Source organism: Microbacterium sp. ZXX196, from assembly GCF_009709595.1.
In the GTDB taxonomy this organism is placed as follows: domain Bacteria; phylum Actinomycetota; class Actinomycetes; order Actinomycetales; family Microbacteriaceae; genus Microbacterium; species Microbacterium excoecariae.
The window spans coordinates 106,822-131,984 of the sequence record NZ_WMEE01000002.1; the positions used below are offsets into that span (position 1 = coordinate 106,822).

27 protein-coding genes are annotated in these 25,163 nt (G+C 73.0%); 13 read left to right on the plus strand and 14 right to left on the minus strand.

The window, feature by feature from the left end; translation table 11 throughout:
• Window position 1: 1 nt before the first annotated feature.
• Both GJQ66_RS02120 and GJQ66_RS14555 read right to left on the minus strand, forming a co-directional pair.
• A complete protein-coding gene (locus tag GJQ66_RS02120; protein WP_155047707.1) occupies window positions 2-664 on the minus strand; it encodes a response regulator transcription factor in 663 nt (220 codons plus the stop codon).
• On the minus strand, window positions 646-2,226 hold the full coding sequence (locus GJQ66_RS14555) for a HAMP domain-containing sensor histidine kinase (protein ID WP_155047708.1): 1,581 nt from the start codon (window positions 2,224-2,226) through the stop codon (window positions 646-648). Before GJQ66_RS14555 ends, GJQ66_RS02120 begins: the two co-directional genes overlap by 19 nt.
• A 123-nt stretch (window positions 2,227-2,349) precedes the next feature.
• On the opposite strand from GJQ66_RS14555, the gene GJQ66_RS02130 reads away from it, so the two are divergent.
• Window positions 2,350-2,763: a hypothetical protein gene (locus GJQ66_RS02130; protein WP_155047709.1), complete on the plus strand. Its 414-nt coding sequence runs from the start codon at window positions 2,350-2,352 to the stop codon at window positions 2,761-2,763.
• A 6-nt stretch (window positions 2,764-2,769) separates the two neighbouring features.
• Here the strand turns inward: GJQ66_RS02130 and GJQ66_RS02135 are convergent, their stop codons facing one another.
• The gene (locus GJQ66_RS02135; RefSeq protein WP_368732558.1) at window positions 2,770-4,833 is read right to left on the minus strand and encodes an NAD(+) synthase; all 2,064 of its coding nucleotides are present in this window, start codon (window positions 4,831-4,833) and stop codon (window positions 2,770-2,772) included.
• Window positions 4,834-4,904: 71 nt separating this feature from the next.
• Here GJQ66_RS02135 and GJQ66_RS02140 point away from each other — a divergent pair, with 71 nt between their 5' ends.
• Window positions 4,905-8,477 carry a bifunctional RecB family nuclease/DEAD/DEAH box helicase gene (locus tag GJQ66_RS02140; protein ID WP_155047710.1) on the plus strand — a complete coding sequence of 1,191 codons (3,573 nt, stop codon included), beginning with the start codon at window positions 4,905-4,907 and terminating at the stop codon, window positions 8,475-8,477.
• Here GJQ66_RS02140 and upp read toward each other — a convergent pair.
• Entirely contained in the window at window positions 8,459-9,094 is a 636-nt protein-coding gene (gene upp, locus GJQ66_RS02145) for a uracil phosphoribosyltransferase (protein WP_155047711.1), read from the minus strand. The genes GJQ66_RS02140 and upp overlap by 19 nt on opposite strands.
• Window positions 9,095-9,241: 147 nt before the next feature.
• Between upp and GJQ66_RS02150 the strand changes: the two genes are divergently transcribed.
• Both GJQ66_RS02150 and GJQ66_RS02155 read left to right on the plus strand, forming a co-directional pair.
• Entirely contained in the window at window positions 9,242-10,282 is a 1,041-nt protein-coding gene (locus GJQ66_RS02150) for an NAD(P)-dependent alcohol dehydrogenase (protein WP_155047712.1), read from the plus strand.
• 10 nt (window positions 10,283-10,292) lie between these two features.
• Window positions 10,293-10,754 carry a nucleoside deaminase gene (locus tag GJQ66_RS02155; protein WP_368732559.1) on the plus strand — a complete coding sequence of 154 codons (462 nt, stop codon included), beginning with the start codon at window positions 10,293-10,295 and terminating at the stop codon, window positions 10,752-10,754.
• 7 nt (window positions 10,755-10,761) lie between these two features.
• Here the strand turns inward: GJQ66_RS02155 and GJQ66_RS02160 are convergent, their stop codons facing one another.
• Together GJQ66_RS02160 and GJQ66_RS02165 are read right to left on the minus strand one after the other, a co-directional pair.
• On the minus strand, window positions 10,762-11,700 hold the full coding sequence (locus GJQ66_RS02160; RefSeq protein WP_155047713.1) for an LLM class F420-dependent oxidoreductase: 939 nt from the start codon (window positions 11,698-11,700) through the stop codon (window positions 10,762-10,764).
• 29 nt (window positions 11,701-11,729) lie between these two features.
• Window positions 11,730-12,701 carry a cation diffusion facilitator family transporter gene (locus tag GJQ66_RS02165; RefSeq protein ID WP_155047714.1) on the minus strand — a complete coding sequence of 324 codons (972 nt, stop codon included), beginning with the start codon at window positions 12,699-12,701 and terminating at the stop codon, window positions 11,730-11,732.
• A gap of 36 nt (window positions 12,702-12,737) precedes the next feature.
• On the opposite strand from GJQ66_RS02165, the gene proC reads away from it, so the two are divergent.
• From proC to GJQ66_RS02180, 3 genes are all read left to right on the plus strand, one after another.
• A complete protein-coding gene (gene proC / locus GJQ66_RS02170) occupies window positions 12,738-13,577 on the plus strand; it encodes a pyrroline-5-carboxylate reductase (RefSeq protein ID WP_155047715.1) in 840 nt (279 codons plus the stop codon).
• Window positions 13,578-13,915: 338 nt separating this feature from the next.
• Window positions 13,916-14,605 (plus strand): potassium transporter TrkG, encoded by a 690-nt coding sequence (locus tag GJQ66_RS02175; protein ID WP_155047716.1) that lies wholly within the window; start codon window positions 13,916-13,918, stop codon window positions 14,603-14,605.
• Complete coding sequence (locus GJQ66_RS02180; RefSeq protein ID WP_155047717.1) at window positions 14,539-15,234, plus strand: TrkA family potassium uptake protein; 696 nt, start codon at window positions 14,539-14,541, stop codon at window positions 15,232-15,234. Before GJQ66_RS02175 ends, GJQ66_RS02180 begins: the two co-directional genes overlap by 67 nt.
• A 1-nt stretch (window position 15,235) precedes the next feature.
• Here the strand turns inward: GJQ66_RS02180 and GJQ66_RS02185 are convergent, their stop codons facing one another.
• Together GJQ66_RS02185 and GJQ66_RS02190 are read right to left on the minus strand one after the other, a co-directional pair.
• Window positions 15,236-15,907: a TrkA family potassium uptake protein gene (locus GJQ66_RS02185; RefSeq protein WP_155047718.1), complete on the minus strand. Its 672-nt coding sequence runs from the start codon at window positions 15,905-15,907 to the stop codon at window positions 15,236-15,238.
• Entirely contained in the window at window positions 15,900-17,282 is a 1,383-nt protein-coding gene (locus tag GJQ66_RS02190; RefSeq protein WP_230379241.1) for a TrkH family potassium uptake protein, read from the minus strand. The genes GJQ66_RS02185 and GJQ66_RS02190 overlap by 8 nt, the downstream gene beginning before the upstream one ends.
• 181 nt (window positions 17,283-17,463) lie before the next feature.
• Here GJQ66_RS02190 and GJQ66_RS02195 point away from each other — a divergent pair, with 181 nt between their 5' ends.
• The 6 genes from GJQ66_RS02195 to GJQ66_RS02220 all read left to right on the plus strand — a co-directional run bounded on the left by GJQ66_RS02195 (window position 17,464) and on the right by GJQ66_RS02220 (window position 19,439).
• The gene (locus GJQ66_RS02195) at window positions 17,464-17,868 is read left to right on the plus strand and encodes a helix-turn-helix transcriptional regulator (protein ID WP_155047720.1); all 405 of its coding nucleotides are present in this window, start codon (window positions 17,464-17,466) and stop codon (window positions 17,866-17,868) included.
• A 125-nt stretch (window positions 17,869-17,993) separates the two neighbouring features.
• The gene (locus tag GJQ66_RS02200) at window positions 17,994-18,194 is read left to right on the plus strand and encodes a helix-turn-helix domain-containing protein (RefSeq protein WP_155047721.1); all 201 of its coding nucleotides are present in this window, start codon (window positions 17,994-17,996) and stop codon (window positions 18,192-18,194) included.
• 132 nt (window positions 18,195-18,326) lie between these two features.
• Window positions 18,327-18,425 carry an AURKAIP1/COX24 domain-containing protein gene (locus tag GJQ66_RS02205; protein ID WP_003792170.1) on the plus strand — a complete coding sequence of 33 codons (99 nt, stop codon included), beginning with the start codon at window positions 18,327-18,329 and terminating at the stop codon, window positions 18,423-18,425.
• Between the two features lie 97 nt (window positions 18,426-18,522).
• Window positions 18,523-18,813: a rhodanese-like domain-containing protein gene (locus GJQ66_RS02210; RefSeq protein ID WP_230379228.1), complete on the plus strand. Its 291-nt coding sequence runs from the start codon at window positions 18,523-18,525 to the stop codon at window positions 18,811-18,813.
• Complete coding sequence (locus tag GJQ66_RS14560; protein WP_368732560.1) at window positions 18,810-19,064, plus strand: glutaredoxin family protein; 255 nt, start codon at window positions 18,810-18,812, stop codon at window positions 19,062-19,064. Before GJQ66_RS02210 ends, GJQ66_RS14560 begins: the two co-directional genes overlap by 4 nt.
• 84 nt (window positions 19,065-19,148) lie before the next feature.
• Complete coding sequence (locus GJQ66_RS02220) at window positions 19,149-19,439, plus strand: Dabb family protein (RefSeq protein WP_155047722.1); 291 nt, start codon at window positions 19,149-19,151, stop codon at window positions 19,437-19,439.
• Window positions 19,440-19,448: 9 nt separating this feature from the next.
• Here the strand turns inward: GJQ66_RS02220 and GJQ66_RS02225 are convergent, their stop codons facing one another.
• The 6 genes from GJQ66_RS02225 to GJQ66_RS02250 form a co-directional block, all read right to left on the minus strand.
• Window positions 19,449-20,531: an FAD-dependent oxidoreductase gene (locus tag GJQ66_RS02225; protein WP_196215781.1), complete on the minus strand. Its 1,083-nt coding sequence runs from the start codon at window positions 20,529-20,531 to the stop codon at window positions 19,449-19,451.
• A 129-nt stretch (window positions 20,532-20,660) separates the two neighbouring features.
• Window positions 20,661-21,734 (minus strand): NAD(P)-binding domain-containing protein, encoded by a 1,074-nt coding sequence (locus GJQ66_RS02230; protein ID WP_368732561.1) that lies wholly within the window; start codon window positions 21,732-21,734, stop codon window positions 20,661-20,663.
• A gap of 51 nt (window positions 21,735-21,785) precedes the next feature.
• Complete coding sequence (locus GJQ66_RS02235; RefSeq protein ID WP_155047725.1) at window positions 21,786-22,571, minus strand: ABC transporter ATP-binding protein; 786 nt, start codon at window positions 22,569-22,571, stop codon at window positions 21,786-21,788.
• Window positions 22,568-23,356 (minus strand): ABC transporter ATP-binding protein, encoded by a 789-nt coding sequence (locus GJQ66_RS02240; RefSeq protein ID WP_155047726.1) that lies wholly within the window; start codon window positions 23,354-23,356, stop codon window positions 22,568-22,570. Before GJQ66_RS02240 ends, GJQ66_RS02235 begins: the two co-directional genes overlap by 4 nt.
• The gene (locus GJQ66_RS02245; protein WP_368732562.1) at window positions 23,353-24,216 is read right to left on the minus strand and encodes an ABC transporter permease; all 864 of its coding nucleotides are present in this window, start codon (window positions 24,214-24,216) and stop codon (window positions 23,353-23,355) included. The genes GJQ66_RS02240 and GJQ66_RS02245 overlap by 4 nt, the downstream gene beginning before the upstream one ends.
• A complete protein-coding gene (locus GJQ66_RS02250; RefSeq protein ID WP_368732563.1) occupies window positions 24,213-25,163 on the minus strand; it encodes an ABC transporter permease in 951 nt (316 codons plus the stop codon). Before GJQ66_RS02250 ends, GJQ66_RS02245 begins: the two co-directional genes overlap by 4 nt.

The window sequence follows — 25,163 nt, forward strand, 5'->3', positions numbered from 1 at the left end:
CTCACACGAGCCGGTAGCCCGCCCCGCGCACCGTCTCGATGCGCGCCTGCCCCAGCTTCTGGCGCAGGTAGCCGATGTAGACATCCGCGACGTTCGAGCCCGGGTCGAAGTCGTATCCCCACACGCGGCTGAGGAGCTGCTCGCGGCTGAGCACCTGTCCGGCATGCCGGATCAGCTCTTCCGCGAGCGCGAACTCGCGCGCGGAGAGCTCCACACCCGCGTCCCCGTCGACGTGCGCGCGCCGCGTGCGCACGTCGAGCAGGAGATCCCGGTGGCGTAGCTCGGCCGGCGACGTGCTCTCCGGCGAGCGGCGCATTCTGATCCGGATCCGCGCGAGCAACTCGTCGAACCGGAAGGGCTTGCCGAGGTAGTCGTCCGCGCCGCCCTCCAGGCCCGTGACCGTGTCGCCGAGGTCGGTGCGCGCGGTGAGCATGATGATCGGCAGCGTCGCCCCCTGACCCCGGAGCTGCTCGAGGACCTCGAAGCCCGTGAGCTTCGGCATGTTCACGTCGAGCACGAGCAGGTCGAACTCGCCCGTGAGGGCCAGGTCGAGGGCCTCGGCGCCGTCCGAGGCGATGCGCGTCGCGAACCCCGCCGCGCGCAGGCCCTTCTCGATGAACCCCGCGATGCGGGCCTCGTCGTCGGCTATGAGGATGGATGCCATGGGCGCTCTCCTGAGGGGCGGATTGACGGCGTCGCCGTCGCGGTCGGTGCGGTCGGGACCCCGCCGCCCGCGCCCGGGAGCGGCGGGCGTGGCGGCACGCCGCCGTGGCCCGTCGGGGGCGACGCCGGGGGACGCGCGCCGGGGGCGGGCAGGGACAGGACGAAGACGGATCCGGGGCCCTGCCGGGCGTCGCGCACCAGCGCCTCGCCGCCGTGGGCCTGCGCGATCATCTGCACGATGTTCAGGCCCAGGCCGCTTCCCGGGGCCTCGGCGCCCGGCCCGCGCGTGAAGCGCTCGAAGATCGTCGACCGTGCGTCGGGGGGCACGCCGGGGCCCGCGTCGCGCACCCACATCTCGAGCCGGTCCTCGGCGAGCGTGCTCCCGATCACGAGGCGCCCGCCGCCGTGCGTGACGCCGTTCTGCGCGAGCTGCAGCATTGCCTGCGTGACGCGGGCCGGGTCGAGCACGGCGACCGTCTCCGCGGCGGGACCCGCGGTCACCTCCGACCCCACGATGGCGCCGGCCTTGCGCACGATTTGCGCCGTGAGGTCGGCGACGTCGACGGCGACCGGGTGCACCGGGGAGGGGCCGTGCAGGGCGGCCGCCTCCGACAGCCCCTTCACGAGCTCGCTCATGCGGTCGAGCTCGTCGAGCGCGAGGGTTTGCGTTTCGCGGACGTCGCGTGGATCCGTCGGATCCATCAGCTCGAGGTGACCGCGGACGATCGTGAGCGGGGTGCGCAGCTCGTGGCGCACGTCGCTCAGGAGCTGCTTCTGCGAGTCGAGCGCGGTGTCGAGCCGGTCGAGCATGTCGTTCATGGTGCCGGCGAGCTGCGAGACGTCGTCGCGGCCCTCGACGGGGAGGCGCTCGCCGAGGGACTGCGCGGACACGCGCTCCGCGGTGGTGCGCATGAGGCGCAGCGGGCGCAGGAGGCGGCCGGCGACGATGCCCGCGATCACGCCGACCGCGACGATGACGATCGCGGAGACCGTGAGGTACGCGTCGCGCGCGTCGTTGATCTCGGCCAGCTCGGCGTCGATGTCGAACGCCATCACGAACAGCGCGCTCGCGGGGGCGGGCGAGTCCGGGATCTCGATCGGCACCGCGAGGTAGCGCCACCGCACGCCCTCCTCGGCGTAGGTCGCGCCGATGACCGCGCCCGCCTCATCCGTGAGCGCGACGACGTGGTCGATGAACCCGGGGGCGTCGCGCACGAGGTCGAGGTCGAGCGGAACGCCGGGCACGCGCTGCGCCTCGCTGTCCCACACGCCGACGACGCCCGTGTTGTCGTCGGGGCTCATGCGCTGGACGACCGCGTCGAGCGCGTCCTCGCTCGACGTCCACGCGCGCCCGTCGAGCCCCTCCGAGACGAGGTACCGGGCCGAGGCGAGGTTGTCCTCGAGCCGCTGATCGATCTGGTCGATCGTGCTCGCCCGCTCCACGAGGTACACGGTCGCCCCCACGGCCAGGAGCCCGAGCGCGACCGAGATGACGATCGCGACCACCAGGCGCACCCGCACCGAGATCACGGGGCGCCGGGTGGCGGTCGGGTGGTCGGTCACGCCTCAAGTATCCCGGCAGCGCGGCGCGGGAGTGGGCAGGATAAGGACGGTCTCATCGTCCGCTGTGGCCCGCTTCATCCGCCCGCAGTGTGCTGGGGTGACACCGACAGGGGAGAAGGCATCGTGGCACGCAAGGCATGGATCGGATACGCGCTCGTCGCGGCGGCGGGTCTCGGCATCGCGGCAGTGGGAGCGACGGCTGCCGCGCACGCGATGGAGGTGCGCACGGACGCCGGACGGGTCGTCGAGGACGGCGCGCTCACGGGCGAGCCGGCGGGCGCGGCGAAGGCGGTGGGCGATCCCGTGGATCCGTCCGCGACGCCCACGCCCGAGCCGACGGAGAAGCCCCGCGAGACCGCGCGCCCCGCCGAGGACGACGCGCCGACGGGCGGCGGCCAGGGCGCCACCGCGCCGGAACCCGCGCCGCTGCCCGAGCCCGAGCCCGCTCCGGCCCCCGTGGACGATGACGATGACGATGACGATGACGACGGGGACGATGACGATGATGACGACGATGACGGGGACGACGACGACTGAGTTGCGCTAGAGCCCGAGCGGCGCGACCGCGCCGTCGAGCTCCGCGCGCCAGGCCCGCGCGTTGCCGTCGCTCGGCGCCCGCCAGTCGCCGCGCGGCGAGAGGGATCCGATCGCCGAGACCTTCGGGCCGTTCGGCACCGCCGAGCGCTTGAACTGGGCGAACCCGAAGAACCGGGCCACGAACACGCGCAACCACTGGACGACCGTCTCGAGGTCGTACTCGGGCCGCTCGCCCGCGGGGAACCCGGGGGGCCAGGATCCGCGGCCCGCGTCGGAGAACGCGTGCTCGGCGAGGAAGGCGATCTTCGACGGGCGCGCGCCGCGGCGCAGCACGTGCGCGAGAGCGAAATCGTGCAGCGCGTAGGGGCCGATCGTGTCCTCGGTGGACTGCGCCTTCCCGTCCGCGCCGACGGGCACGAGCTCGGGCGAGATCTCCGTGTCGAGGACGGAACGGAGGATCCGGGCCTCTTCGTCGGTCACGCCCTGGCGCTCGCCCTCGGACGCCACCCAGCGGATGAGGTGCTGGATGAGGGTCTTGGGCACGCCGCTGTTGACCGCGTAGTGGCTCATCTGGTCGCCGACGCCGTAGGTCGCCCAGCCGAGCGCGAACTCCGACAGGTCGCCCGTGCCGATGACGATGCCGCCGTGGTGGTTCGCGAGGCGGAAGAGGTAGTCGGTGCGCAGGCCCGCCTGGACGTTCTCGAAGGTGACGTCGTAGACCGGTTCGCCGGATCCGGCGGGGTGGCCCATCTCGGTGAGCATCGCGGTGGCCGCGGGCCGGATGTCGATCGTCTCGATCCGCGCGCCGACCGACTCGGCGAGCGCGATCGCGTTGCGCTTCGTGTGGTCGCTCGTCGCGAAGCCGGGCATCGTGTAGGCGAGGATGTCGCTCCGCGGCCGCCCCATCCTGTCCATCGCGCGCGCCGCGACGAGCAGCGCGTGCGTCGAGTCGAGCCCGCCGCTGACGCCGATGACGGCCTTCGGCCCGTCGATCGCGCCCATGCGCTGCACGAGCCCCGAGACCTGGATGTGGAACGCCTCGAAGCAGTCCTGCGCGAGCCGGGCGGCGTCGTTCGGCACAAAGGGGAAGCGATCCACCTCGCGGCGCAGGCCCACGTCGCCCATCGGCGGCGCGAGCGTGAACTCCACGGTGCGGAAGCGGGCGCGCTCGTCGTTCGCGCGCCGGTTGTCGTCGAAGGTGCCCTGGCGGATCCGGTCCTGGCGGATCGCGTCCAGGTCCACGTCGGCGATCGACGCGGTGGGGCCGTCCGGGAATCGCTCGGTCTCGGCGAGCAGGCGGCCCGCCTCGAAGATCATCGTCTGGCCGTCCCACGAGACGTCGTTGGTGGACTCGCCGAGGCCCGCCGCGGCGTAGGCGTAGGCGGCGAGGCAGCGCGCCGAGGCGGACTGGGCGAGCGCCCTCCGGTCCTCCGCGCGCGCGACCGTGATGGGACTGCCCGAGAGGTTCAGCAGCACGCTCGCGCCGGCGAGGGCGGCGAGCGACGACGGCGGTACGGGAACCCACATGTCCTCGCACACCTCGGCGTGCACGACGAGGCCGGGGACATCAGTGGCGGTGAACAGCAGGTCGGGGCCGAACGGGACGTCGGCGCCGCCGAGGGTGATCGTGCCGCGCTGGTCGTCGCCGGGGGCGTACCAGCGCCGCTCGTAGAACTCGCGATAGGTGGGCAGGTGCGACTTCGGGACGACCCCGAGCACGCGCCCGCGGTGGATCGCCACGGCGGTGTTGTAGACGCGGCCGCCGCGCGCGAGCGGCGCGCCCACGACGAGGAGGGGCATGAGGTCGGCGGAGGCGGCGCGGATCCGCTCGATGGCGTCGCGCGCGGCGTCGAGGATCACGTCCTGCAGGACGAGGTCGTCGATCGCGTACCCCGTCAGGCACAGCTCGGGGAAGACAGCGACGGCGACCGCGTCCGCGTCGAGCCCGCGCGCCGCCTCGATGACGGCCGCGGCGTTGGTCGCGGGGTCGGCGACGGCGACGGGGACATGGCAGGCCGCGACGCGCGCGAAGCCGTGGCGGTAGGCGCTGCGGAAGTCGAAAGCGGTCACCGCCTCAGTCTCCCACCATCTCCGCTCGCCCCGCGCGGGCCGATGTCGGGGGTGGGAATTACCGTGGAGGCATGAGGATCATCCGAGACGCCGGCCGCCTGGTGTGGAGCGCGAGCGACCTGAAGGCCTCCGCCGACTGCGAGTTCGCGTGGATGCGCCAGGTCGACGCGAAGCTCGGCCGCTGCCCCCTCGTGGAGGACCCGGCCGACGAGATGCTCGAGCGCGCCGCGCGCCTCGGCGACGCGCACGAGGCGCGCACCCTGGATGCCTACCGCGCGGCGCACCCCGGGGCGGTCGTCGAGATCGAGCGCGCGTCGTCGGCCGACGCCGACGCGCTGGCGGCGGCCGTGGAACACACGGCCGCCGCGCTCGCGGATCCGGCGGTCCGCGTCGTCTTCCAGGCGGCGTTCTCGGCCGAGGACTTCGTGGGGTTCGCCGATTTCCTTGTCCGCGACGAGGCGGGGCGCTGGCGGGTGCAGGACACGAAGCTGGCGCGCACGGCGCGGGTGTCCGCGCTCATGCAGCTCGCGGCATACGTCGATCGCCTGCGCGCCGCGGGCGCCGACACGTCCGACCAGGTCGACCTGCTCCTGGGCGATGGGTCGGTGTCCACGCACGAGGTGGCCGATCTCCTGCCGCTCTTCGAGGTGCGCCGGGCCCGGTTGCGGGCGCTCGTCGCCGACCGCGACCTCGCGGCCGGCGCGGGTGCCGAGCCGATCGCGTGGGGCGATGCGCGGGGCGCGCTCAACGTGCGCGCCTGCGGCCGGTGCGCGACCTGCGAGGTCGAGGTGCTCGCGCACCGCGACGTGTTACTCGTCGCGGGCATGCGGCCTGCAGCGCGCGAGCGGATCCGGCGCGCGGGGATCGAGACGATCGACGCGCTCGCCGCGGCGACTGCGCGCCCGGAGCGGATGAGTGAGGACGCGTTCGACGCGCTCGTCGCGCAGGCGCGGCTACAGATCGAGACGGAGCGGTCGGGCGACGCCGCGCCGCGTTACGAGGTCGCGGGGCCCGAGGCGCTCGGCACGATGCCGCGCCCGGACCGCGGCGACATCTTCTTCGACTTCGAGGGCGACCCGCTCTTCAGCGAGCGCGCCGAGGACGGCCGCCTCGCCTGGGGCATCGACTACCTGTTCGGCTGGGTCGACATGGCCGAGAACTACACGGCGATCTGGGCGCACGACCTCGCCGCCGAGAAGCGGGCGCTCGAGCGGTTCTGCGACTTCGTCGCCGCCCGGCGGCGGGCGCACCCCGACATGCACATCTACCACTACGCGCCGTACGAGACGTCGCACCTCACGGCGATGGCCGCCCGGCACGGCGTGCGCGAGGCCGACGTGGACCGCATGCTCCGCGACGAGCTGTTCGTCGACCTGTATCCGATCGTCAAGCGCGCGATCCGCGTCGGGTCCCGGTCGTACTCGATCAAGAAGCTCGAGCCGCTGTACATGGGGTCCGAGGTGCGCACGCAGGACGTGACGAAGGGCGATCAGTCGATCGGGCGTTACGTCGAAGCACGGCGCCTCGCGGCGGCGGGCGAGGAGGGTGCCGCGCGCCGCATCGACGACGACCTGGCCGACTACAACCGCTACGACTGCGTCTCGACGAGGCGCCTGCGCGACTGGCTCGTCGAGCGGGCGCGCGAGGCGCGGGTGCTCCCCGCCCCGCCGGAGGACCGCCCGCGCGGCGCCGACGAGCCCTCGCCCCGCGCGCTCGCCCTGACCGCGCGTGCCGAGGATCTCCGCGAGGCGCGCGAGGCGGCGGATCCGCGGGCCGAGCCGACCCGCGACGAGCGCGCGCTGCGCCTCGCGGCCGCCGCGATCGATTACTACCCGCGCGAGGCGCGATCGTTCTGGCAGGCGCACTTCGAGCGGCTGCACCAGCCCGTCGCGCTCTGGGGCGAGACCCGCGACGTGCTCGTCATCGACGCGGCCGAGACGGCGCTCGTCTCGGGCTGGCACACGCCGGAGGGGGCCCGTTCCGAGCGGCGCCGCCTGCTCCTGCGCGGCGACCTCGCGCCGGGAAGTCGCCTGGCGCCGGGGAGCACGCCGTTCGCGCTGTATGCGGCGCCGGCGCCGTTCCCGTCCGAAGCCTCAGCGCGCTGGCTCCACGTGGCGCGACAGGTGACCGTCGTCGAGCACGCCGATGACGGCATCGTCGTCGACGAGTACGCCGCCGACGGCCGCACCTGGGGCGAGCTCCCGCTCGCGCTCACCCCCGCCGCGCCGCCCCGCGCCGGCGCCCAGCAGGGTGCGATCGACGAGTGGGCCGACGCCCTCCTCCGCGGCGAGCGCAACGTGGGCGCGGCCGACGGCGCATTCCCCATCGACCCGGCCACCGACATCCTCCGCGGCCTTCGCGCCGACCACCACGCCGGCCGCGTTGTGAGCCAGGCGATCGGCAGCGACATCGACGCGATCGTGCTCTCCCTCCTCAGCGTGCCCACCTATCTCGCGGTGCAGGGCCCGCCCGGAACCGGCAAGACCTACGTCGGGTCCCACGTCATCGCGCGGCTCGTGAACGACCATGGCTGGCGGGTCGGCGTCGTCGCGCAGTCCCACGCGGTCGTCGAGAACATGCTCGACCGCGTGGTCGGCGCGGGCGTGGCCCGCGAGCGGGTGGGGAAGGTGCCCAAGCGGGGGGCGGACGCAGGCGCCCACGCGTTCCAGGCGCTGCCGTATCAGGGGCTTGCGGAGTTCCAGCGCCGGGCGCGCGGCGGGGTCGTCATCGGTGGCACGGCGTGGGACCTCGCGAACGTCGCGCGCGTCGAGCGGCGCTCCCTCGACCTCCTCGTCATCGACGAGGCGGGGCAGTTCTCGCTCGCCTCGACGATCGCGGTGTCGATGGCGGCCCGCCGGCTCCTCCTCCTGGGAGATCCGCAGCAGCTGCCCCAGGTCAGCCAGGGCACGCACCCCGCGCCGATCGACACCTCCGCGCTCGGCTGGCTCATGCGCGGCGCGTCCGTCCTCCCTGACGGGCACGGGTACTTCCTCGAGCGCACCTGGCGGATGCACCCGGAGCTCGCGCGCCCCGTCTCCGAGCTGTCGTACGGCGGGCGGCTTCGTGCGCGCGACGGCGCCGAGCTCCGCACGGTCGAGGGAGTGGAACCGGGCCTGCACCCGCGCCCCGTCGTCCACCGCGGAAACGCCACGGAGTCGGTGGAGGAGGCGGCCGAGGTCGTCGCCATCGTGCGCGACGTCCTGGGGCGCGGCTTCGTCGACATCGACATCGACGACGACCAGAACGCCACCCCGCGGGCCGAGCGGCCCCTCGAGGAGCGCGACGTCATCGTCGTCGCCCCGTACAACGCCCACCAGCAGGCCGTGGAGCGGGCGCTCGCCGCGGCCGGTTTCTCCGCCGTGCGCGTGGGGACGGTGGACCGCTTCCAGGGCCAGGAGGCGGCGATCGCGATCCTCACGCTCGCGGCCTCCTCGGGCCGCGACGCGCCGCGCGGGCTCGAGTTCCTCCTCCTGCCCAACAGGCTCAACGTGGGCATCAGCCGCGCCAAGGTCGCGGCCTTCCTCGTGCACAGCCCCGCGCTCCTCGACGACCTGCCGTTCGCGTCCGAGCAGGTCGCCGCGCTGAGCGGCTTCGCGCGGCTGACGGCCGCGGCCGCGGCCGCGCGTCAGCCGGCGGTGCCGTAGAGGCGGTCGCCGGCGTCGCCGAGCCCGGGCACGATGTAGCCCTTCTCGTTGAGGCGCTCGTCCATCGCGCCGAGGACCAGGCTCACGTCGCGGTCGCCGACGAGAGCGTCGATCGCCTGCACGCCCTCGGGCGTGCCGAGCAGGCACACGGCCGTCACGTCGTCGGCGCCCCGGTCGAAGAGGAACTTGATGGCGGCGGCGAGGGAGCCGCCGGTCGCGAGCATGGGGTCGAGGACGAAGCACTGGCGCCCCGCGAGGTTGTCGGGGAGGCGTTCAGCGTACGTCGTCGGCTTGAGCGTCTCCTCGTTGCGCACGATGCCGACGAACCCGACCTCGGCGGTCGGGACGAGCTTCGTCATCCCCTCCAGCATGCCCAGCCCGGCGCGCAGGATCGGAACGACGAGCGGCTTCGGATCCGCGATCTTCACGCCGCGGGTGGTCGTGACGGGGGTCTCGACCTCGCACTCCGCCACCCGCACGCCGCGGGTCGCCTCGTAGGCGAGGAGGGTCATCAGCTCCTCCGTCAGCTGGCGGAAGACGGGGGAGGGCGTCGTCTTGTCGCGGAGGACGCTCAGCTTGTGGGTGACGAGGGGGTGGTCGGCAATGTGCACGCGCATGCGACCAGGGTACGGTGCCCACCCGCGAGAGCGCTCGATCGGTTTTCCGCGCCCGGCCGACCCCCGCGACAGGTGTCGATCTCTGGGGGATAATGAAGGCGCGTCGCCCCTTCGGCGCGTACCCCGTCGTTCAGTAAGGAGACACCAATGAAGGCGTTGCAGTACGTGAGCATCGGTCAGCCGCCCGAGGTCCGTGAGGTTCCCACTCCCGAGCCCGGCCCCGGCCAGGTGCGCCTGAAGGTCACCGCCGCGGGCGCGTGTCACTCCGACGAGTTCCTCATGAGCCTGCCCGAGGAGGTCTACACGGCCGCGTACCCGCTGCCGATGACCCTGGGCCACGAGGGCGCGGGCATCGTCGACAAGGTCGGCGAGGGCGTCACCGAGGTCGCGGTCGGCGACGCCGTCGCGGTGTACGGACCGTGGGGCTGCGGCCGCTGCTACCCGTGCTCGCAGGGCAAGGAAAACTACTGCGAGCGCGCCGCCGAGCTCGGCATCACGCCTCCCGGCCTCGGGCACGATGGGTCGATGGCCGAGTACATGATCGTGGACAGCCCGCGCTTCCTCGTGCCGCTCGGAGACCTCGACGCCGTGAAGAACGTCGCGCTCACGGACGCTGGCCTGACGCCGTACCACGCGATCAAGGGCTCCCTCGACAAGCTCGTCGCCGGGTCCACGGCCGTCGTCATCGGCACGGGCGGCCTCGGCCACGTCGCGATCCAGATCCTCCGCGCGCTGACGCCGGCCACGGTAATCGCGCTTGACGTGAGCGACGAGAAGCTGCAGCTCGCGAAGGACGTGGGCGCGCACCACGCCTTCGCGTCGAACCCCGAGGCGGTGGACCGGATCCGCGAGGCGACCGGATCCGCGACCGTCACGGCCGTCTTCGACTTCGTCAACATCCAGCCGACCGTCGACCTCGGATCCGCGCTCAGCGGCGTCGAGACCGATCTCGTCCTCGTCGGCGTCGGCGGCAACACAGCCCAGGTCGGCATGATGGCCCGCCCGTACGACGCGACGATCCGCTCGCCGTACTGGGGCTCGCGCCCCGAACTCATGGAAGTCCTGAACCTCGCGCGCACCGGGCTTGTCGGCGTCGAGACCGAGACGTTCTCGCTCGACGACGCGCCCGAGGCGTACCGCCGCCTCCACGAGGGGTCGCTCCGCGGCCGGGCCGTCGTCACGCCGTAACCTGGAGCGCGTGCACCCGTCCCCCGTCGACACCGCCCTCGTGCGGCGAGCCCTCGCGCTCGCCGGCGAGGCCGGCGCGGCGGGGGACGTTCCCGTCGGCGCGGTCGTCGCGGGCCCGGACGGGCGCATCCTGGGGGAGGGGCGCAACCTGCGCGAGGAAATCGGCGACCCGACCGCGCACGCCGAGGTCGTCGCGATCCGCGCCGCCGCGCGCGCGATCGGCGGCTGGAACCTCGACGGCCTCACCCTCGCCGTCACGCTCGAGCCCTGCCTCATGTGCGCGGGCGCGATCCTGCAGGCCCGGCTCTCGCGGGTGGTCTTCGGCGCCTGGGACGACAAGGCGGGCGCCGCCGGATCCGTCTACGACGTGCTGCGCGACCGCCGGCTCCCGTACCGCGCGGAGGTCGTCGGCGGCGTGCTCGAGCGCGAGGCCCGCGCGCCCCTCGCCGCGTTCTTCGAGCGGCGCCGCTGACGGCCGATCAGCGCAGCTGCGGGAGGACCTCGTCGCCGAGGTAGGCGACCTGATCGAGGTCGGCCATGTCGAGCACCTGGAAGTAGATTCGGCGGGCGCCGGCCTCGATCAGCCTCCCGGCGCGATCGGCGATCTCGGCGGCGGACCCGCAGAAGGTGTGATCGGCGCGGAAGCCCGCGAGGTCGACGCCCGTGGCGGCGGCACGGCGGGCGACGTCCCGCTCGGTGGGACCCGCGAGGGTCGTGAGCCCGACCGTCGTCTTGAGGGTCTCGGGGTCGCGCCCGATCTCCTCGCACGCGGCGCGGGCGCGCGCCCACCGATCGACGACGACGTCCTCCGGCTGGAAGACGATGTTGAACTCCGAGGCGTACCGGGCCGCGAGGCGCGGCGTGCGCTCGAGACCCGCGCCCCCGACGATGACGGGCGGCGGGTCCTGCACGGGCTTCGGGAGCGCGGGGGATTCGCGGAGGTGGTAATGGGATCCGTCGAACGAGAAGGCCTCGCCGGCGGGCGTCGTCCACAGCCCCGTGATGATCGCGAGCTGCTCCTCGAGGAGGTCGAACCGGCGCCGCGGGAACGGGATGCCGTAGGCCTCGTGCTCGTCCGGGTACCACCCCGTGCCGAGCCCGAGCTCGACGCGGCCGCCCGACATCTGGTCGACCTGCGCGACCTGGATCGCGAGGATCCCCGGCACGCGGTACGTCACCGACGAGACGAGCGTGCCGAGGCGGATCCGCTCCGTCTCGCGCGCCAGGCCCGCGAGCGTCGTCCACGCGTCGGTCGGTCCGGGCTCGCCCGAGAAGAAGCCGCCCATGCGGAGGAAGTGATCGGATCGGAAGAAGCCGTCGAAGCCCGCCGCCTCCGCCGCGCGCGCGAACGCCAGCTGCGTGTCGTAGGTCGCCCCCTGCTGGGGCTCGGTGAAGACGCAGAACTCGGTGCCGGGCATGGATCCATCCTGGCACCGCTCCGGCGGCGTCAGTCGCTCGAGGGGAAGACGAAGGCCTCGGTCGTCGGCTGCTGCGCTGTCGGCGCGCGGTACACGTCCGGCTCGAGGTAGACGACGCGCGCCTGCGGGACGGCGTCGCGGATCCGCTTTTCCACCTCGTCGATGTCGCGCGCGACCGAGCCGAGGGGTTTGTCGAGCGGGAGCGCGATCTTCGCCGCAACGAGCATCTCCTCGGGCCCGACGTAGAGCGACTTGATGTGGATGAGGCGCTCGACCTCGGGGCCGTCGGTGATGGCCCGCATCACGGCGTCCAGCTGCGCGCGCGTCGCGCCCTCGCCCACGAGGAGGCTCTTCATCTCGACGCCGACGACGATCGCGATGACGATGAGGAGGACGCCGATCGCGAGCGTGCCGAGCGCGTCGTACAGCGGGTCGCCCGTGATCACGGTGAGCGAGACGCCCGCGAGCGCGAACACGAGGCCCACGAGCGCGCCCGAGTCCTCCAGCAGCAGCACGGGCAGCTCGGGCGAGCGCGAGCGCCGGATGAACGACCACCACGACTGCCCGTGGTCGCGCACGGCGTTGGCCTCCTTCACCGCGGTGCGCAGCGAGAACGACTCGAGCCCGATCGCGAACACGAGGATGACGATCGGCAGCCACCACCAGGTCTCGCTGAGCGCGTGCGGGTGGGTGATCTTCTCGACGCCCTCGTAGACGGAGAACAGGCCGCCGACCGAGAAGAGGATGATGCCCACGACGAACGCGTACACGTAGCGCTCGCGGCCGTACCCGAACGGGTGCTCCGTGTCGGCCTCGCGCTTCGCCCGCCGGCCGCCGAGGAAGAGCAGGATCTGATTGCTCGAGTCGGCGACCGAGTGAACGGCCTCCGCGAGCATCGACGCGGATCCGGACAGTAGCCAGCCGACGAACTTTGCGGCGGCGATCCCCATGTTCGCGATGAACGCGGCGAGAATCGCCTTGCCGCCCCCGTGTGCACTCATGTGACGGAGTCTATTGCGGCCGGTAGCGTGGCACGCATGGCCACGTCACTTCCCTCTGTCGCGTTCATCGGTGCTGGTTCGATGGGAGGCGCCATCCTGCGCGGCCTCGTCGCCAGCGGGATCCCCGTCGACGGCGGGATCCACGTCACGAACCGCACCGCCGCCAAGTCGCGGGATCTCGCGGGGCTCGACGGCGTGTCGAGCATCGCGCTTGAGGAGACCCCCGACGGCAACCAGCGCGCCGCCGCGGCCGCGCGCATCGTGCTCGTGGGCGTCAAGCCGTACATGGTCGCCGACCTCCTGGATGAGATCGGCCCGCACCTCGCCGACGACGCGATCGTCGTGAGCCTCGCGGCGGGCATCACGCTCGCGCAGTTCGAGGAGAAGCTCCCGGGCGCGCGCGTGATCCGCTCGATGCCCAACACCCCCTCCACGGTGGGCCGGGGCGTGACGGGCCTCGCGGCCGGCGCGCACGCCGACGCCGAGGACCTCGCCCTCGTCCGGCGCCTGTTCGAGACGGTCGGGGTGACCGTCGAGGTCGACGGCGACGACGGGATCGACGCGATCTCGACGATCTCCGGATCCGGCCCCGCCTACGTGTTCCTGTTCATCGAGATGCTCGCCGGCGCCGCGCGCCACCAGGGCTTCGACGACGCCACGGCCCGCCTGCTGGCGGAGCGCACGTTCCGCGGCGCGACCGAGCTGCTCGCGGCCGAGGATCTGCCGGCCGAGGAGCTCCGGCGCCGCGTGACGAGCCCGAAGGGCACGACGGAGCGCGCCGTCGGCGTGTTCCAGGGCTCGGGCCTGGACGCGGTCTTCCGCGACGCCACCGACGCCGCCTACGCGCGCGCCAAGGAGCTCAGCGCGGAGGGCTGAGGCCGCCCGCGACCCGCCGCGCGGGAGGGGCTTGCGCGCCGGGCGAATCGGCGTACTGTCGTCCCTCGTGAGTCGCTTCGCGCCCTCGTGGCGCGGCCTTGCGCCCGCGCAGGCCATCGTCCTCGGATTCGGCTCCGCCCTCGCTGTCGGCACCCTCCTCCTCTGGCTCCCGATCTCGTCCGCTCCCGGCAACCGCACGAGCATCGTCGACGCGCTGTTCACCGCGACATCGGCCCTGTGCGTGACGGGGCTCGTGACGCTCGACACCGCCACGCACTGGAGCGGTTTCGGCCTCGCCGTGATCCTCCGCCCTCATCCAGCTCGGCGGCCTCGGCATCATGGTCTGCGCCGCGCTCGTGGGCATCGTTCTCGCGCGAAAGGTGTCGGTGCGCGCCCGCATGAACGCGGTCGCCGAGACCCGGGCGGTCGGGCAGCCGAGTATCAAGCGGATCGCGGGCGGCATTTTCCTCACCTCCGTCGCGATCGAGGCCGCCTGCGCCGCCATCCTGTTCGTGCGCTTCCTCGTGGCGTACAACTACGGGGTCGGGCGCGCCGCGTGGTCCGCCGTGTTCCACGCGGTGTCGGCGTTCAACAACGCGGGCTTCGCGCTGTACTCCGACAGCATGATGGGCTTCGCGTCGGACGGCTGGATCCTTCTGCCGCTGTGCGCGGCGATCATCGTCGGCGGCATCGGGTTCCCCGTCCTGCGGCAGCTGCGCCGCGAGCTGCGCACGCCGCTGCACCGGACGATGAACACCCGCATCGTCCTGATCGTGACGGCCGCGCTCCTCGTCATCTCCACGCTCGCGATCACGACGATGGAGTGGTCGAACCCCGACACCCTGGGGAGCGAGGGCTACGGCACGCGGATCCGCGCTCGCCCTGCGGGAGCGCCGGGTTGCCTACGAACTGCCCAAGGAACGCCCGGCCATCGGCTGAGGCGCACAAGGAGACACGCACTATGGGATCTTTTCTGTCGTTCGGTGAGAGCTCGCGGCGCATCGCCGAGGCCGACTCCGTCGTGGTGATCGGGCTCGGCCGCTTCGGCGGATCCGTCGCCCTCGAGCTGATGGCGTCGGGCACCGAGGTGTTCGGAATCGACGCGGACCCGGACCGCGTGCAGGAGATGAACGGCCGCCTCACGCAGGTCGTGCGCGCTGACGCAACGAAGGAGGAGGTGCTCCGGCAGCTCGCGGTGCACGAGTTCGATCGCGCGGTCATCGCCATCAGCGGAGACCTCAAGGTCTCGATCCTCGCCGCGTCGCTGCTCCTGCAGCTCGACGGCCCCGTGATCTGGGCGAAGGCGACCGACGAGCAACACGGGCGGATCCTCGAGCAGCTCGGCGTGCACCACGTCATCTACCCGGAGAAGGACATGGGGCGCCGCGTGGCGCACCTCGTGCGCGGGGCGGCGAAGGACTACCTCGAGGTCGACGAGGGGTACGCCCTCGTGAAGGTGAGCGCGCCCCGCGAGCTCCACGGCACGCCCCTCGGCGCGACGCAGCTGCGGGAGCGCCACGGCGTCACTATTGCGGCGCGCCGGGATCCGGCGGGCGCGTGGGAGCACGCGGACACCGCGACCGTCCTGCGCGAGGGCGACACGGTGCTCGTCATCGGCCCGACGAAGAAGGTCGAGCGCTTCGCGCAGCTGCGGTAGGTCAGCGATCGAGCGAGCTGAAGCGCTCGACGTCCTGGTTCGTTCCCGAGACGATGATGAGGTCGTGGTTGGTGACGATCGTCTTCGCCTCGGCGTACCGGAAGGGCTTGCCCGGCGCCTTGACCCCCACCACCGTGACGTTGTACTTGCTGCGCACGCTCGTGTCGGCGAGGGTGGCGCCGCGGATGAACTTCGGCGGGAACATCTTCGCGAGCACGAAGTCGTCGTCGAACCGGATGAAGTCGAGCATCCGGCCGCTGACGAGGTGCGCGACGCGCTCGCCGGCCTCGCGCTCGGGGTAGATGACGTGGTTTGCGCCGACGCGCGAGAGGATCTTGCCGTGCGACTGCGACGTTGCCTTCGCCCAGATCTGCGGCACCTTGAGGTCGACGAGGTTGGCCGTGATGAGCACCGACGCCTCGATCGAGGATCCCGTAGCGACAACGGCCACCTGGAAGTCCTGCGCGCCGATCTGCTTGAGCGCCTCGAGGCTGCGTGCATCCGCCTGGACGGTGTGCGTGACGCGATCGGCCCACTTCTGCACGAGGCCGAGGTTCGCGTCGATCGCGAGGACGTCGCGGTCGAGGCGGTCGAGCTCCCCGGCGCAGGCGGCGCCGAAGCGGCCCAGCCCGATCACGAGGACGGGGGCGTCGCTGCGGATCTGCTCAACCAACAATCGGCCTTTCGACGGGAAGCGAATAGTGCTGCGTGCGGGAGGTCGCGGCGACCGCCGCGGCCAGTGTGACTGTACCAACGCGGCCCATGAAGATGGTCACCGCGAGCACGTAGAGCGCGTGGTCCGGGAGAGTTTCCGTCAACCCGGTCGACAGGCCGACCGTGCCGAACGCGGAGATGACGTCGAAGAGCACCTGGGCGATCGGCGCGTGCGTGATCTGCGCGATGACGATGGTCGCGACGGCGACGATCGTCGCCCCCCACGCGAGAACCGCGACGGCCACGCGCTGCACGTCCGAGGGGATCCGCCGCCCGAACGCCTCGACGGACTGCCGACCCTTCGCCTCGGACAGCACACCGAGGGCGAGCACCGCGAGCGTCGTCACCTTGATCCCGCCGGCCGTGGACGCGGATCCGCCGCCCACGAACATCAGCATGGATCCGACGACCATGCTGGATCCGTACAGCTCGCCGATGTCGACGACGGAGAAGCCGCCCGAGCGCGTCATGGTCGACAGGAACACCGACTGGAAGATCGTGTCCCACGCGTTCATGCGCCCGAACGTGCCGGGGTTGCCGTACTCGAGGATGAGGAAGGTGCCGGCGCCCGCGAACAGCAAGATCGTCGTCGTGATGAGCGTGAGCTTGACGTGCAGGGCCCAGGTCGAGGGCCGCAGGAGCGTCGCCTTGCGGGGGTTCGTGATGTGGCGCGAGAGCGCGAAGATGACGGGGAAGCCGACGCTGCCGACGAACACGCTCAGCATGATCACGCTCATGAAGAAGTAGTCGTGTTGGAAGACCGCGATGCCGCCGTCGTTGAGGGTGAAGCCCGTGTTCGTGAACGACATGGCCGCGTAGATCGGCGCGATCCAGAGCGCGTCGAACCACGGGTACTTCGCAGCGACGCTCGGGAAGATGAGGAGCGTCACCGCGAGCTCGATGAGGACGGTCGACAGCGCGACGGTGCGCAGGAGCATGCCGACCTCGCCGAGCCGCACCGCCTGCGACTCGTTCACCGCGCCGCCATGCGCGCGCAGGGGGTTCGTGTCGCCCGCGGCGATGAGCTTGGCGCGCAGCCCCATGCGCTTCGAGATCACGAGGCCGAGGAGGGAGGCGAGCGTGAGCGCGCCCATGCCGCCGATGTTGACGCCGACGAACAGCACGACGTCGCCGAACGGGGACCAGTGCGCCGCCATGTCGACGCTCGTGAGCCCCGTGACGCAGATCGTCGACACGGCGGTGAACAGCGCGTCGGCGAGCGGGGTGACCTCGCGCGTCGTCGACGCGATCGGCAGCGACAGGAGCGCGGTGAACAGCAGCACCAGGGCGATGAAGACGCTGAGCGCGAAGCGCGACGGCGAGTGCGTGGTCATGACGCGGAACCAGTGCCACACCGCGCCGGGGATCCGCCGAAACGGTGCGGCGGCGTTCGCGGCAGGAGTGCCTGGCATCGCGGATGCGCCTCTCGTTGGCCTGCGGGACAGCCGCCATCGTACCGCCGCGGCGGCCCGCGCACCGTGTCGAATATTCCCGCCATGCCATACGCTGTCGGCTATGGCCGACATCTTCGACGTGATCGCCGACGGCACCCGGCGCGAGATCCTCCAGCTCCTGCTCCGCCGCGCCCCGCAGTCGGACGGCGGCACCAGCGTGTCGCAGATCGTGGCGGACCTCAGCGTGAGCCAGCCGACCGTCTCCAAGCACCTCAAGGTGCTGCGCGAGGCCGGGCTCGTCACGGTCCGCGAGGAGGGCCAGCATCGCTACTACCGGATCGAGCCGGGGCCGCTGGAGGAGGTCGACGACTGGCTCGTGCCCTTCTTCGTGGACGAGAGCGAGCTCGCGGCGGAGGCGGCGCAGTCGGTCTACGCGCCGCTCCCGGAGCCCGCGACGAAGTTCGCCGAGTCGCTCGGTCGGACGGCGGCCGTCGTGCAGACGGCGCTCAAGCGCCTCGGCGCGTAGCGGCGCGCGCCGCCGGCGACGGCCCCGCGGGGATCCGCGGTTTCACACGCGTCACGCGGGTTTACACGAGGCTCGATCTACCCCTAAGGTGAACGGGAAGCGCCAATATCCCGGGGGAGTACACGATGGACCAGATGCCCGACGTGCGGTTTCTGACCGTCGCCGAGGTCGCCGACATCATGCGCGTGTCGAAGATGACCGTTTATCGCCTCGTGCACGCCGGCGAGCTCCCCGCCGTGCGGTTCGGCCGCAGCTACCGCGTGCCCGAGAGCGCGGTCACCGAGATGCTGCAGAACCCCGACGCGGGGCAGGCGCACGCAGGCTGAGAGCCCGCCGAGTTCGCCCGCGCGGCGGCACAGTGTAAGGTAGGACGAGGCACTTTTTCTGCCGTGCCCGTACTCGGACGCCGGCACCTGTCCGTGCCCGGCATCCAAGCCCCAGACATAGCGAGGTTCGACGTGGGTTCTGTCATCAAGAAGCGCCGCAAGCGCATGGCGAAGAAGAAGCACCGCAAGCTGCTGCGCAAGACGCGCCACCAGCGCCGCAACAAGAAGTAACAGGCGCGGTATGCGAGGCGCCGGTCCACCGCGGTGGACCGGCGCCTCGCTGTGTCCGGTCGGATCCGTCCCCCGCCGCGTGCGGGAGAATGGACGCATGCAGGAGATCACCGTCGCCGAGCTGAAGGCGCGTCAGAAAACCCCGCTCATCGACGTGCGCGAGGCCGACGAATTCGCGGCCGGACGCGTGCCGGGCGCCGTGAACATCCCCCTCTCCGAGCTCGGCGCTCGGCTCGACGAGCTTCCCTCGGAGTTCGACGTCATCTGCCACCTCGGCGGTCGCTCGGCGCAGGCCGCGGCGGCGCTCGAGTCCCGCGGGTACGACGCGACGAACGTCGCGGGCGGGACGGCCGCGTGGATCGAGGCGGGCTACGAGGTGGAGCGGTGACCGCGCTCACGCTCATCAGCAAGCCCGACTGCCACCTGTGCGACGTCGCGCGCGAGGTCGTCGACCTCACGATCGCGGATCTGCCGGACGCTGTCGCGGACGGCGTCGAGGTGACGGAGCTGTCGATCCTCGACGACCCCGAACTCTACGACGCGTGGTGGGAGAAGATTCCGGTCGTGCTGATCGACGGGCAGCTGCACGCGCACTGGCGCGTCGCCCCCGACCGGCTCCGCGGCGCGCTCGGCGGATGAGCGGCACGCGGCCCGCGCGCCCGCGTGGTGCCACGCCTGTGCGGGCCCTACGATGAGGGAAACCGTTCCGACGAGGGAGCCCGCATGATCCGCCACATCGTGATGTTCGGCGTCGACGCCGACGACAAGAACGCGTCGATCACGGAGGCCGCCCAGCGGCTGGAGGCGCTCGTCGGGGTCGTCCCGGGCCTGCGCGCCATGACGGTCGGCGCGAACGCCGTGGACATCGAGGGCAACTACGACTTCGCGCTCGTCGCCGACTTCGACGACGCCGACGCGCTCGCCGTCTACACGACCCATCCCGCGCACGTCGCCGTCGCGGAGTTCATTGGCACCTTCAAGTCGTCCCGCGCCGCCGTCGACATCCACCTCTAGGCTCAGGGCCTACGGGCCGTAGAGGTCGGCGAGCACCGTCTCACCGAGGGCGAGCCCCATGCTCATCGCGCTGTCGCCGCCCGCCGCGGACACGTGGATCCCGTCGCCCGCCCGGGCGCGCAGGGTGTCGCCCGGAACCGCCGCGGCCACGGCGCGCCAGCGCTGACGGACGTCGAGCCGCTTCTGACCGAACAGGCGCCGCGCCTCGCGCGAGAGGACGTCGAAGGCGACCTCCTCCTGGAACGGCCAGGCGTCGTCCTCGTCCCGGTGGGCCGCCCCGATGAGCACGCCGAGCCCCGACACCTCCGCGTACGTCTGCCCGACGCCCAGATCGATGATGTCCGGCCGCTCGCGCTCGAATCGCGACAGCAGGTCCGCGTGCGCGGGGGTCTCCCGGAAGACCTCGTGCCGCAGCATCGTGGATCCGGTGATGACGGGAAACTCCAGGCCCACGCCCGTCGCGAGCATCATGTCGGTGGCCCGGCGGCGCACGCCGTGCCGGGCCGCGAGGTCGGGCCACAGCGACTCCAGGTCGACCCCGACGCAGAAGACGATGTTGTCCGCGCGGATGTCGCCGCGCGAGGTCGCGAGGGATCCGGGATCCGCGCCGAGCGCCGTCGTGCGCCACCGGAAGTCGACCCCCTCCGCGGCGAGCCAGGCGGCGAAGGCCGGCGCCATCTCGCGGGGGTTCAGCTGCATGTCGTCGCGGTAGAGCGCGCCGCCGATCGCGCCCGCGACGGGCGCGAGGTCCGTGACCTCGCGCCCGCTGAGGATCCGCCCCGTGCCGGCCCCGCGCAGCACCTCGAGCTCGTCGTCCGCCGTCGCGACCGCGAGCGTGCCGCGGCGCGCGAGCCAAAACCGGGCCCGCGGCGCGTAGGAGAGGAACAGCTCGCGCGTGCGGGCGGCGAGAGCGCGATGCGCGTCGACCTGCAGCGTCGTGCCAACGTGCCCGGACCCGCGCACGGTCGCCCCGCGCGCGCGAGGCGAGCGCTCCACCACGACGGTGCGCAGCCCGCGCGCGTGCGCGGCGGCGGCGTGGCCGAGCCCGACGATGCCGGCGCCGACGACGGCGACATCGTACGCGTTGTTCACCCTCTCACCGTAGGCAGGCCCGCGCCCGTACCCCGGCCACTTCACCAGCCCGTCACGACGCGTCTGCCAGGTGTTCACGTCCCGACGCGCGCCGCCGGGTCCCGGGTGTCTGGCGTGTGCGGATCCGGCTCACGCACCGAGCAGCGCGCGGAGGTCCCGCGCCGCGAGCCGGCCCGCGCGGTTGGCCCCGACCGTCGACTGCGAGGGGCCGAAGCCGACGAGGTGAATCCGCGGATCCGTCGCCACCCGGGTCCCCTGGACCGGGATGCCTCCCGCGGGGCCCGTGAGGTGGAGCGGGTCCAGGTGCCCGAGCGCGGGCCGGAACCCCGTGGCCCAGAGCACGTGATCGACGCGGGTGGCCGAGCCGTCGGCCTCGACGACGCCCCGCTCGGTCATCTCGACGAACATCTCGCGCCGGACGAGGATGCCCCGATCGCGCGCCGCGCGCGCCGCGGGGAACCACGTCAGGCCCGTGTAGCCGACAATGCTCGTGACCGGCCGTCCCGCCTCGGCGTCCGCCGTGACGCGCGCGATCGTGGCGCGGCCCGTCGTCTCGGGGCGGAACGGGCCGTCCGCGAAGACGGGCTCCCGCCGCGTGTACCAGAGGGTGTCCGCCACGCGCGAGACCTCCTCCAGGTGCTGGATGGCCGAGATCCCGCCGCCGACGATCGCGACCCGCGCGCCGCGAAACTCCTCGAGCGACCGGTAGTCCCGCGTGTGGAGCTGTCGCCCCGCGAAGCGGTCGGATCCGGGGAGGGAGGGGCGGAGCGGGTTGTCCCACGTGCCGGTGGCGTTCACGATCGCCCGCGCGCGCCAGAGTCCGCCGGCGGTGTGCACGGCGAGGCCGCCCGCGCTGTCCTCCTCCACGCGCGTCACGCGCGCGGGGCGCAGGATCGGCACGCCCTCAGCGGCCTCGAACTCCGCGAAGTAGCGCGGCACCGCGTCCCGGCTCGGCTCGGACGGATCGAGCGCGGGCGCGTCGGCGCCGGGGAGGGCGAAGATGCCGTTGAGCGTCGCCACGGTGAGGGACTCCCAGCGCTCCCGCCACGCGCCGCCCGGGCCGTCCGCCGCGTCGAGCACGACGAAGGTGGGTCCGGAGCCGCCGTCTCTCGCGGCGCGGAAGCCGGCCCGCGCGAGGTGATGGGCGGCCGAGAGGCCGGCCTGGCCGGCCCCGATCACGACGACGTCGGCGAAGGTGGTCACGGGATCCGCAACCGGCCCGGCCCGCAATTCATTCCTGTGAATGGAACAGTCCTAGATCGTCGGGATCGACGCGATGAGCCGCCGGGTGTACGCCTCGCGCGGGTGGAGCAGGACCTGGGTGGTCGGCCCGTGCTCCACGACCTCGCCCGCGTGCATGACGACCGTCTCGTCGCAGAGGTTCTGGACGACGCCGATGTCGTGGCTGACGACGAGAAGTGTCAGGCCCGATTCGCGCCGCAGCTCGGCGAGCAGGTCGAGGATCTGGGCGCGGACCGTGACGTCGAGCGCGGAGAGCGGCTCGTCGCCCACGAGCAGGTCCGGGCGGTGCGCGATCGCCCGCGCGATCGCGATCCGCTGGCGCTGGCCCCCCGAGAACTCGTGCGGGTAACGGTCCGCGGCGGCGGCGTCGAGCCCCACCCGCGCGAGCACCTCCCGCACCCGCGCCCGGTGGTCGCCGGGCACGTCGAGCGCCCAGAGCGGCTCGCCGACGATGCGCCCGACGCTCATGCGCGGGTCGAGCGAGCCGTGCGGATCCTGAAACACGATCCCCGTGCGGCGGCGTAGCCAGCGCAGCGACCGGGCGGAAGCCGCGGCGTCGACGGGGCGCCCGTCGAACGCGACCGTGCCCGCGGTCGGCCGGTCGAGCCCCGTGAGAAGGCGCACGAGCGTCGACTTCCCGGATCCGGATTCGCCGATGATGCCGACGGCGTCGCCGGCGCGCACCGCGAGATCGGTCGGGCGCAGGGCCCATGCGCGCGCCCGCCGCGCGAACGGGTGCGGCCGGTCGCCGGGGTACGCCCGGGCGAGGCCGCGCGCCTCGAGCAGAACGTCGGTCATGCGGATCCCTCCGGGCGCCAGAGCGAGGCCGTCGCGTCGCGCACGAGCCCGCGCGTGACGGGGTGGGCGGGGCGCGCGAGGAGCTCCGCCACGGCGCCCGACTCGACCGCGCGGCCGCCGGCGAGGACGACGGCGTGCGTGGCGACCTGCGCGAGCACGGCCAGGTCGTGCGTGATGAACACGAGCGCCATGCCCTCGTGCGCGACGAGATCGCCCAGCAGGGCGAGCACCTCGGCCTGCACGGTCACGTCGAGCGCCGTCGTCGGCTCGTCCGCGATGAGGAGACTCGGCCCCGCCGCGAGGGCCATCGCGAGCGCCGCGCGCTGCCGCTGGCCGCCCGACAGCTCGTGCGGGTACCGGCGGATGACGCGCTCCGGATCCGGCAGCGCGACCCGCGCGGCGAGCCGCACGGCCTCGGCGCGCGCGGCTCGCCGCGATGCGCCGCCGTGGATCCGCAGCGGCTCGGCGATCTGGCGGCCGATGGTCCGGATCGGGTTGAGCGCGGTCAGGGGCTCCTGGAACACGACGGCCAGCTCGGATCCGCGCACGCGCGCGAGCTGCCGGTCCGGGATCCCGAGGATCTCCCGCCCGCGCCAGGTCACGGATCCGCTCGCGACCGCGCCGTCCGGCAGGAGGCCGAGGATCGCCAGGGCGGTCAACGACTTGCCGGAGCCCGACTCGCCGATGAGCCCGAGGCGGCCGCCGTCGGGGACGGCGAACGAGACGCCGTCGACGACGACGTCGCCGCCTATCTCGACGCGCAGGTCGGTGACGACGAGGCTCATGCGACGACCTCCGGGACGTGCGCCACGCGGCGCCGGGCGCCGAGGGTGGGGTCGGTGGCCTCGCGCAGGGCGTCGCCGAGGAGGTTGAGGCTCAGCACCGTCGCGGTGATCGCGATGCCGGGGGCGAGCACGCTGGTGGGGTGCACGGCGATGTACGCCTGCAGCTCGCTGAGGAGCAGGCCCCAGCTCGGCTGCGTGACGGGGGCGCCGAACCCGAGATAGGACAGGCCCGCCTCCGCGAGCACGGCCGCCGCCATCGACCACGACAGCTGGACGATGAACACGGGCGCCGCGCCGGGGAGCAGGTGGCGCACGAGCACCTGGCCGGGCGTGAGCCCCGCCGCGCGCGCGGCGAGCACGTAGTCGGCGTGGCCGAGTCGGCGCAGCTCGATGCGCGCGACGCGGGCGATGTTGACGCCGTAGCCGATTCCCACGCTCCACACGACGACCCACAGGGATCCGCCCCACACGGCGGAGATCATCATTGCAATGAGGAGGACGGGGAAGGCGATGAGGATGTCGATGAGGACCGCGACGGCCTCGCGCACGGGGCGCGCCGTGAGTGCGCCGAGGGACGCGAGGGCGACGCCGACGATCGTCGCGACGAGCCCCGCGCCGACGGCGACGAGCACGGTCGTGCGCGCGCCGGCCATGAGGAGCGAGGCGATGTCGCGCCCCGTCTGATCGGTGCCGAGGACGTGTGGCCACGACGGCGCGCTCCACGTCGCGTAGGCGTCGGTCGCGCGGGGGTCGAACGGCGTCCACAGGAGCGAGACCGCGGCGACGGCGAGCACCAGCGCGAGGACGATGGCGGCGGCGCGGCCCGTTGGGATCCGCAGGAGGCGGGCGGCGGCGTTCACGAGCGCTCCCTCTGCCGCGGGTCGATGCCGCGGTGCAGCAGGTCGACCGCGAACCCGACGACGAGCACGACCCCGGTGAGGACGAACAGCTCGCCCTGCACCTTCGCGAGGTCGCGCGCGCCGACGTCGGCGACGAGCATGCGCCCGATGCCGGGCAGCGCGAAGACCTGCTCGATGACGACGGCGCCGACGAGGATCCCCGCGATCTGCAGGCCGAGGACCGTGACGATCGACAGGCCCACCGTCGGCAGGCCGTGGCGGACGAGCGCCTGCGTGCGCGTGCGGCCCTGCGCGGCGGCGGTGCGGACGAAGTCCTCGCCCGCCGCGGCGAGCGTCGCGCTGCGCACGAACCGCAGGAGCATGGCCCCCTCGACCACGCCGATCGTCACGGCGGGCAGCGCGAGCGCGGCGAGCGCCGCCCCCGGATCCGCCCATCCCTCCCGCGGGAAGCCCTGCGCGGGCAGCCAGCCGAGCCAGACGGCGAAGACGACCACGAGCATCATGCCGGCCCATACGACCGGCACCGCGGCCGTCAGCTGCGCGCCCACGCTGATCGCCTGACCGATGGCGCGCCGGCGGTAGACGGCTGAGGCGATTCCGCTCGGCACCGCGATCGCGAGGGCGACGAGGAGCGAGAGCACGCCGAGGGGGAGGGTCACGGCGGCCTTGTCGGCGATCTCGGCGGCCACGGGCGTGCCCGTGACCAGCGAGGTGCCGAGGTCGCCGCGCAGGAGCGCCCCGACCCAGTCGGCGTACTGTTCCCACGCCGGGCGGTCGAGGCCGAGCTGCTGGCGGATCCGCTCGGCCTGCGCGGGGGTGCCCTCCGTGCCGAGGATCATCTGGGCGACGTCACCCGGCAGCACCCGGAGCGTGAAGAAGATGAGCGCGCTCGCGACCGCGAGCCCCACCACCAGCAGGGCCGCGCGCGTGAGGGCGTACCGCGCCAC

Bases quoted from the DNA above. Each gene is read 5' to 3' on its own strand.
- GJQ66_RS02180 (WP_155047717.1), top strand. From the start codon at position 14,539: ATGGGATCTTTTCTGTCGTTCGGTGAGAGCTCGCGGCGCATCGCCGAG.
- GJQ66_RS02140 (WP_155047710.1), top strand. From the start codon at position 4,905: ATGAGGATCATCCGAGACGCCGGCCGCCTGGTGTGGAGCGCGAGCGAC.
- GJQ66_RS02200 (WP_155047721.1), top strand. From the start codon at position 17,994: ATGGACCAGATGCCCGACGTGCGGTTTCTGACCGTCGCCGAGGTCGCC.
- GJQ66_RS02165 (WP_155047714.1), bottom strand. From the start codon at position 12,701: ATGAGTGCACACGGGGGCGGCAAGGCGATTCTCGCCGCGTTCATCGCG.
- GJQ66_RS02240 (WP_155047726.1), bottom strand. From the start codon at position 23,356: ATGAGCCTCGTCGTCACCGACCTGCGCGTCGAGATAGGCGGCGACGTC.
- GJQ66_RS02175 (WP_155047716.1), top strand. From the start codon at position 13,916: ATGGTCTGCGCCGCGCTCGTGGGCATCGTTCTCGCGCGAAAGGTGTCG.
- GJQ66_RS02150 (WP_155047712.1), top strand. From the start codon at position 9,242: ATGAAGGCGTTGCAGTACGTGAGCATCGGTCAGCCGCCCGAGGTCCGT.
- GJQ66_RS02190 (WP_230379241.1), bottom strand. From the start codon at position 17,282: ATGACCACGCACTCGCCGTCGCGCTTCGCGCTCAGCGTCTTCATCGCC.
- GJQ66_RS02120 (WP_155047707.1), bottom strand. From the start codon at position 664: ATGGCATCCATCCTCATAGCCGACGACGAGGCCCGCATCGCGGGGTTC.
- proC (WP_155047715.1), top strand. From the start codon at position 12,738: ATGGCCACGTCACTTCCCTCTGTCGCGTTCATCGGTGCTGGTTCGATG.
- upp (WP_155047711.1), bottom strand. From the start codon at position 9,094: ATGCGCGTGCACATTGCCGACCACCCCCTCGTCACCCACAAGCTGAGC.
- GJQ66_RS02235 (WP_155047725.1), bottom strand. From the start codon at position 22,571: ATGACCGACGTTCTGCTCGAGGCGCGCGGCCTCGCCCGGGCGTACCCC.
- GJQ66_RS02210 (WP_230379228.1), top strand. From the start codon at position 18,523: ATGCAGGAGATCACCGTCGCCGAGCTGAAGGCGCGTCAGAAAACCCCG.
- GJQ66_RS02220 (WP_155047722.1), top strand. From the start codon at position 19,149: ATGATCCGCCACATCGTGATGTTCGGCGTCGACGCCGACGACAAGAAC.
- GJQ66_RS02195 (WP_155047720.1), top strand. From the start codon at position 17,464: ATGGCCGACATCTTCGACGTGATCGCCGACGGCACCCGGCGCGAGATC.
- GJQ66_RS02160 (WP_155047713.1), bottom strand. From the start codon at position 11,700: ATGCCCGGCACCGAGTTCTGCGTCTTCACCGAGCCCCAGCAGGGGGCG.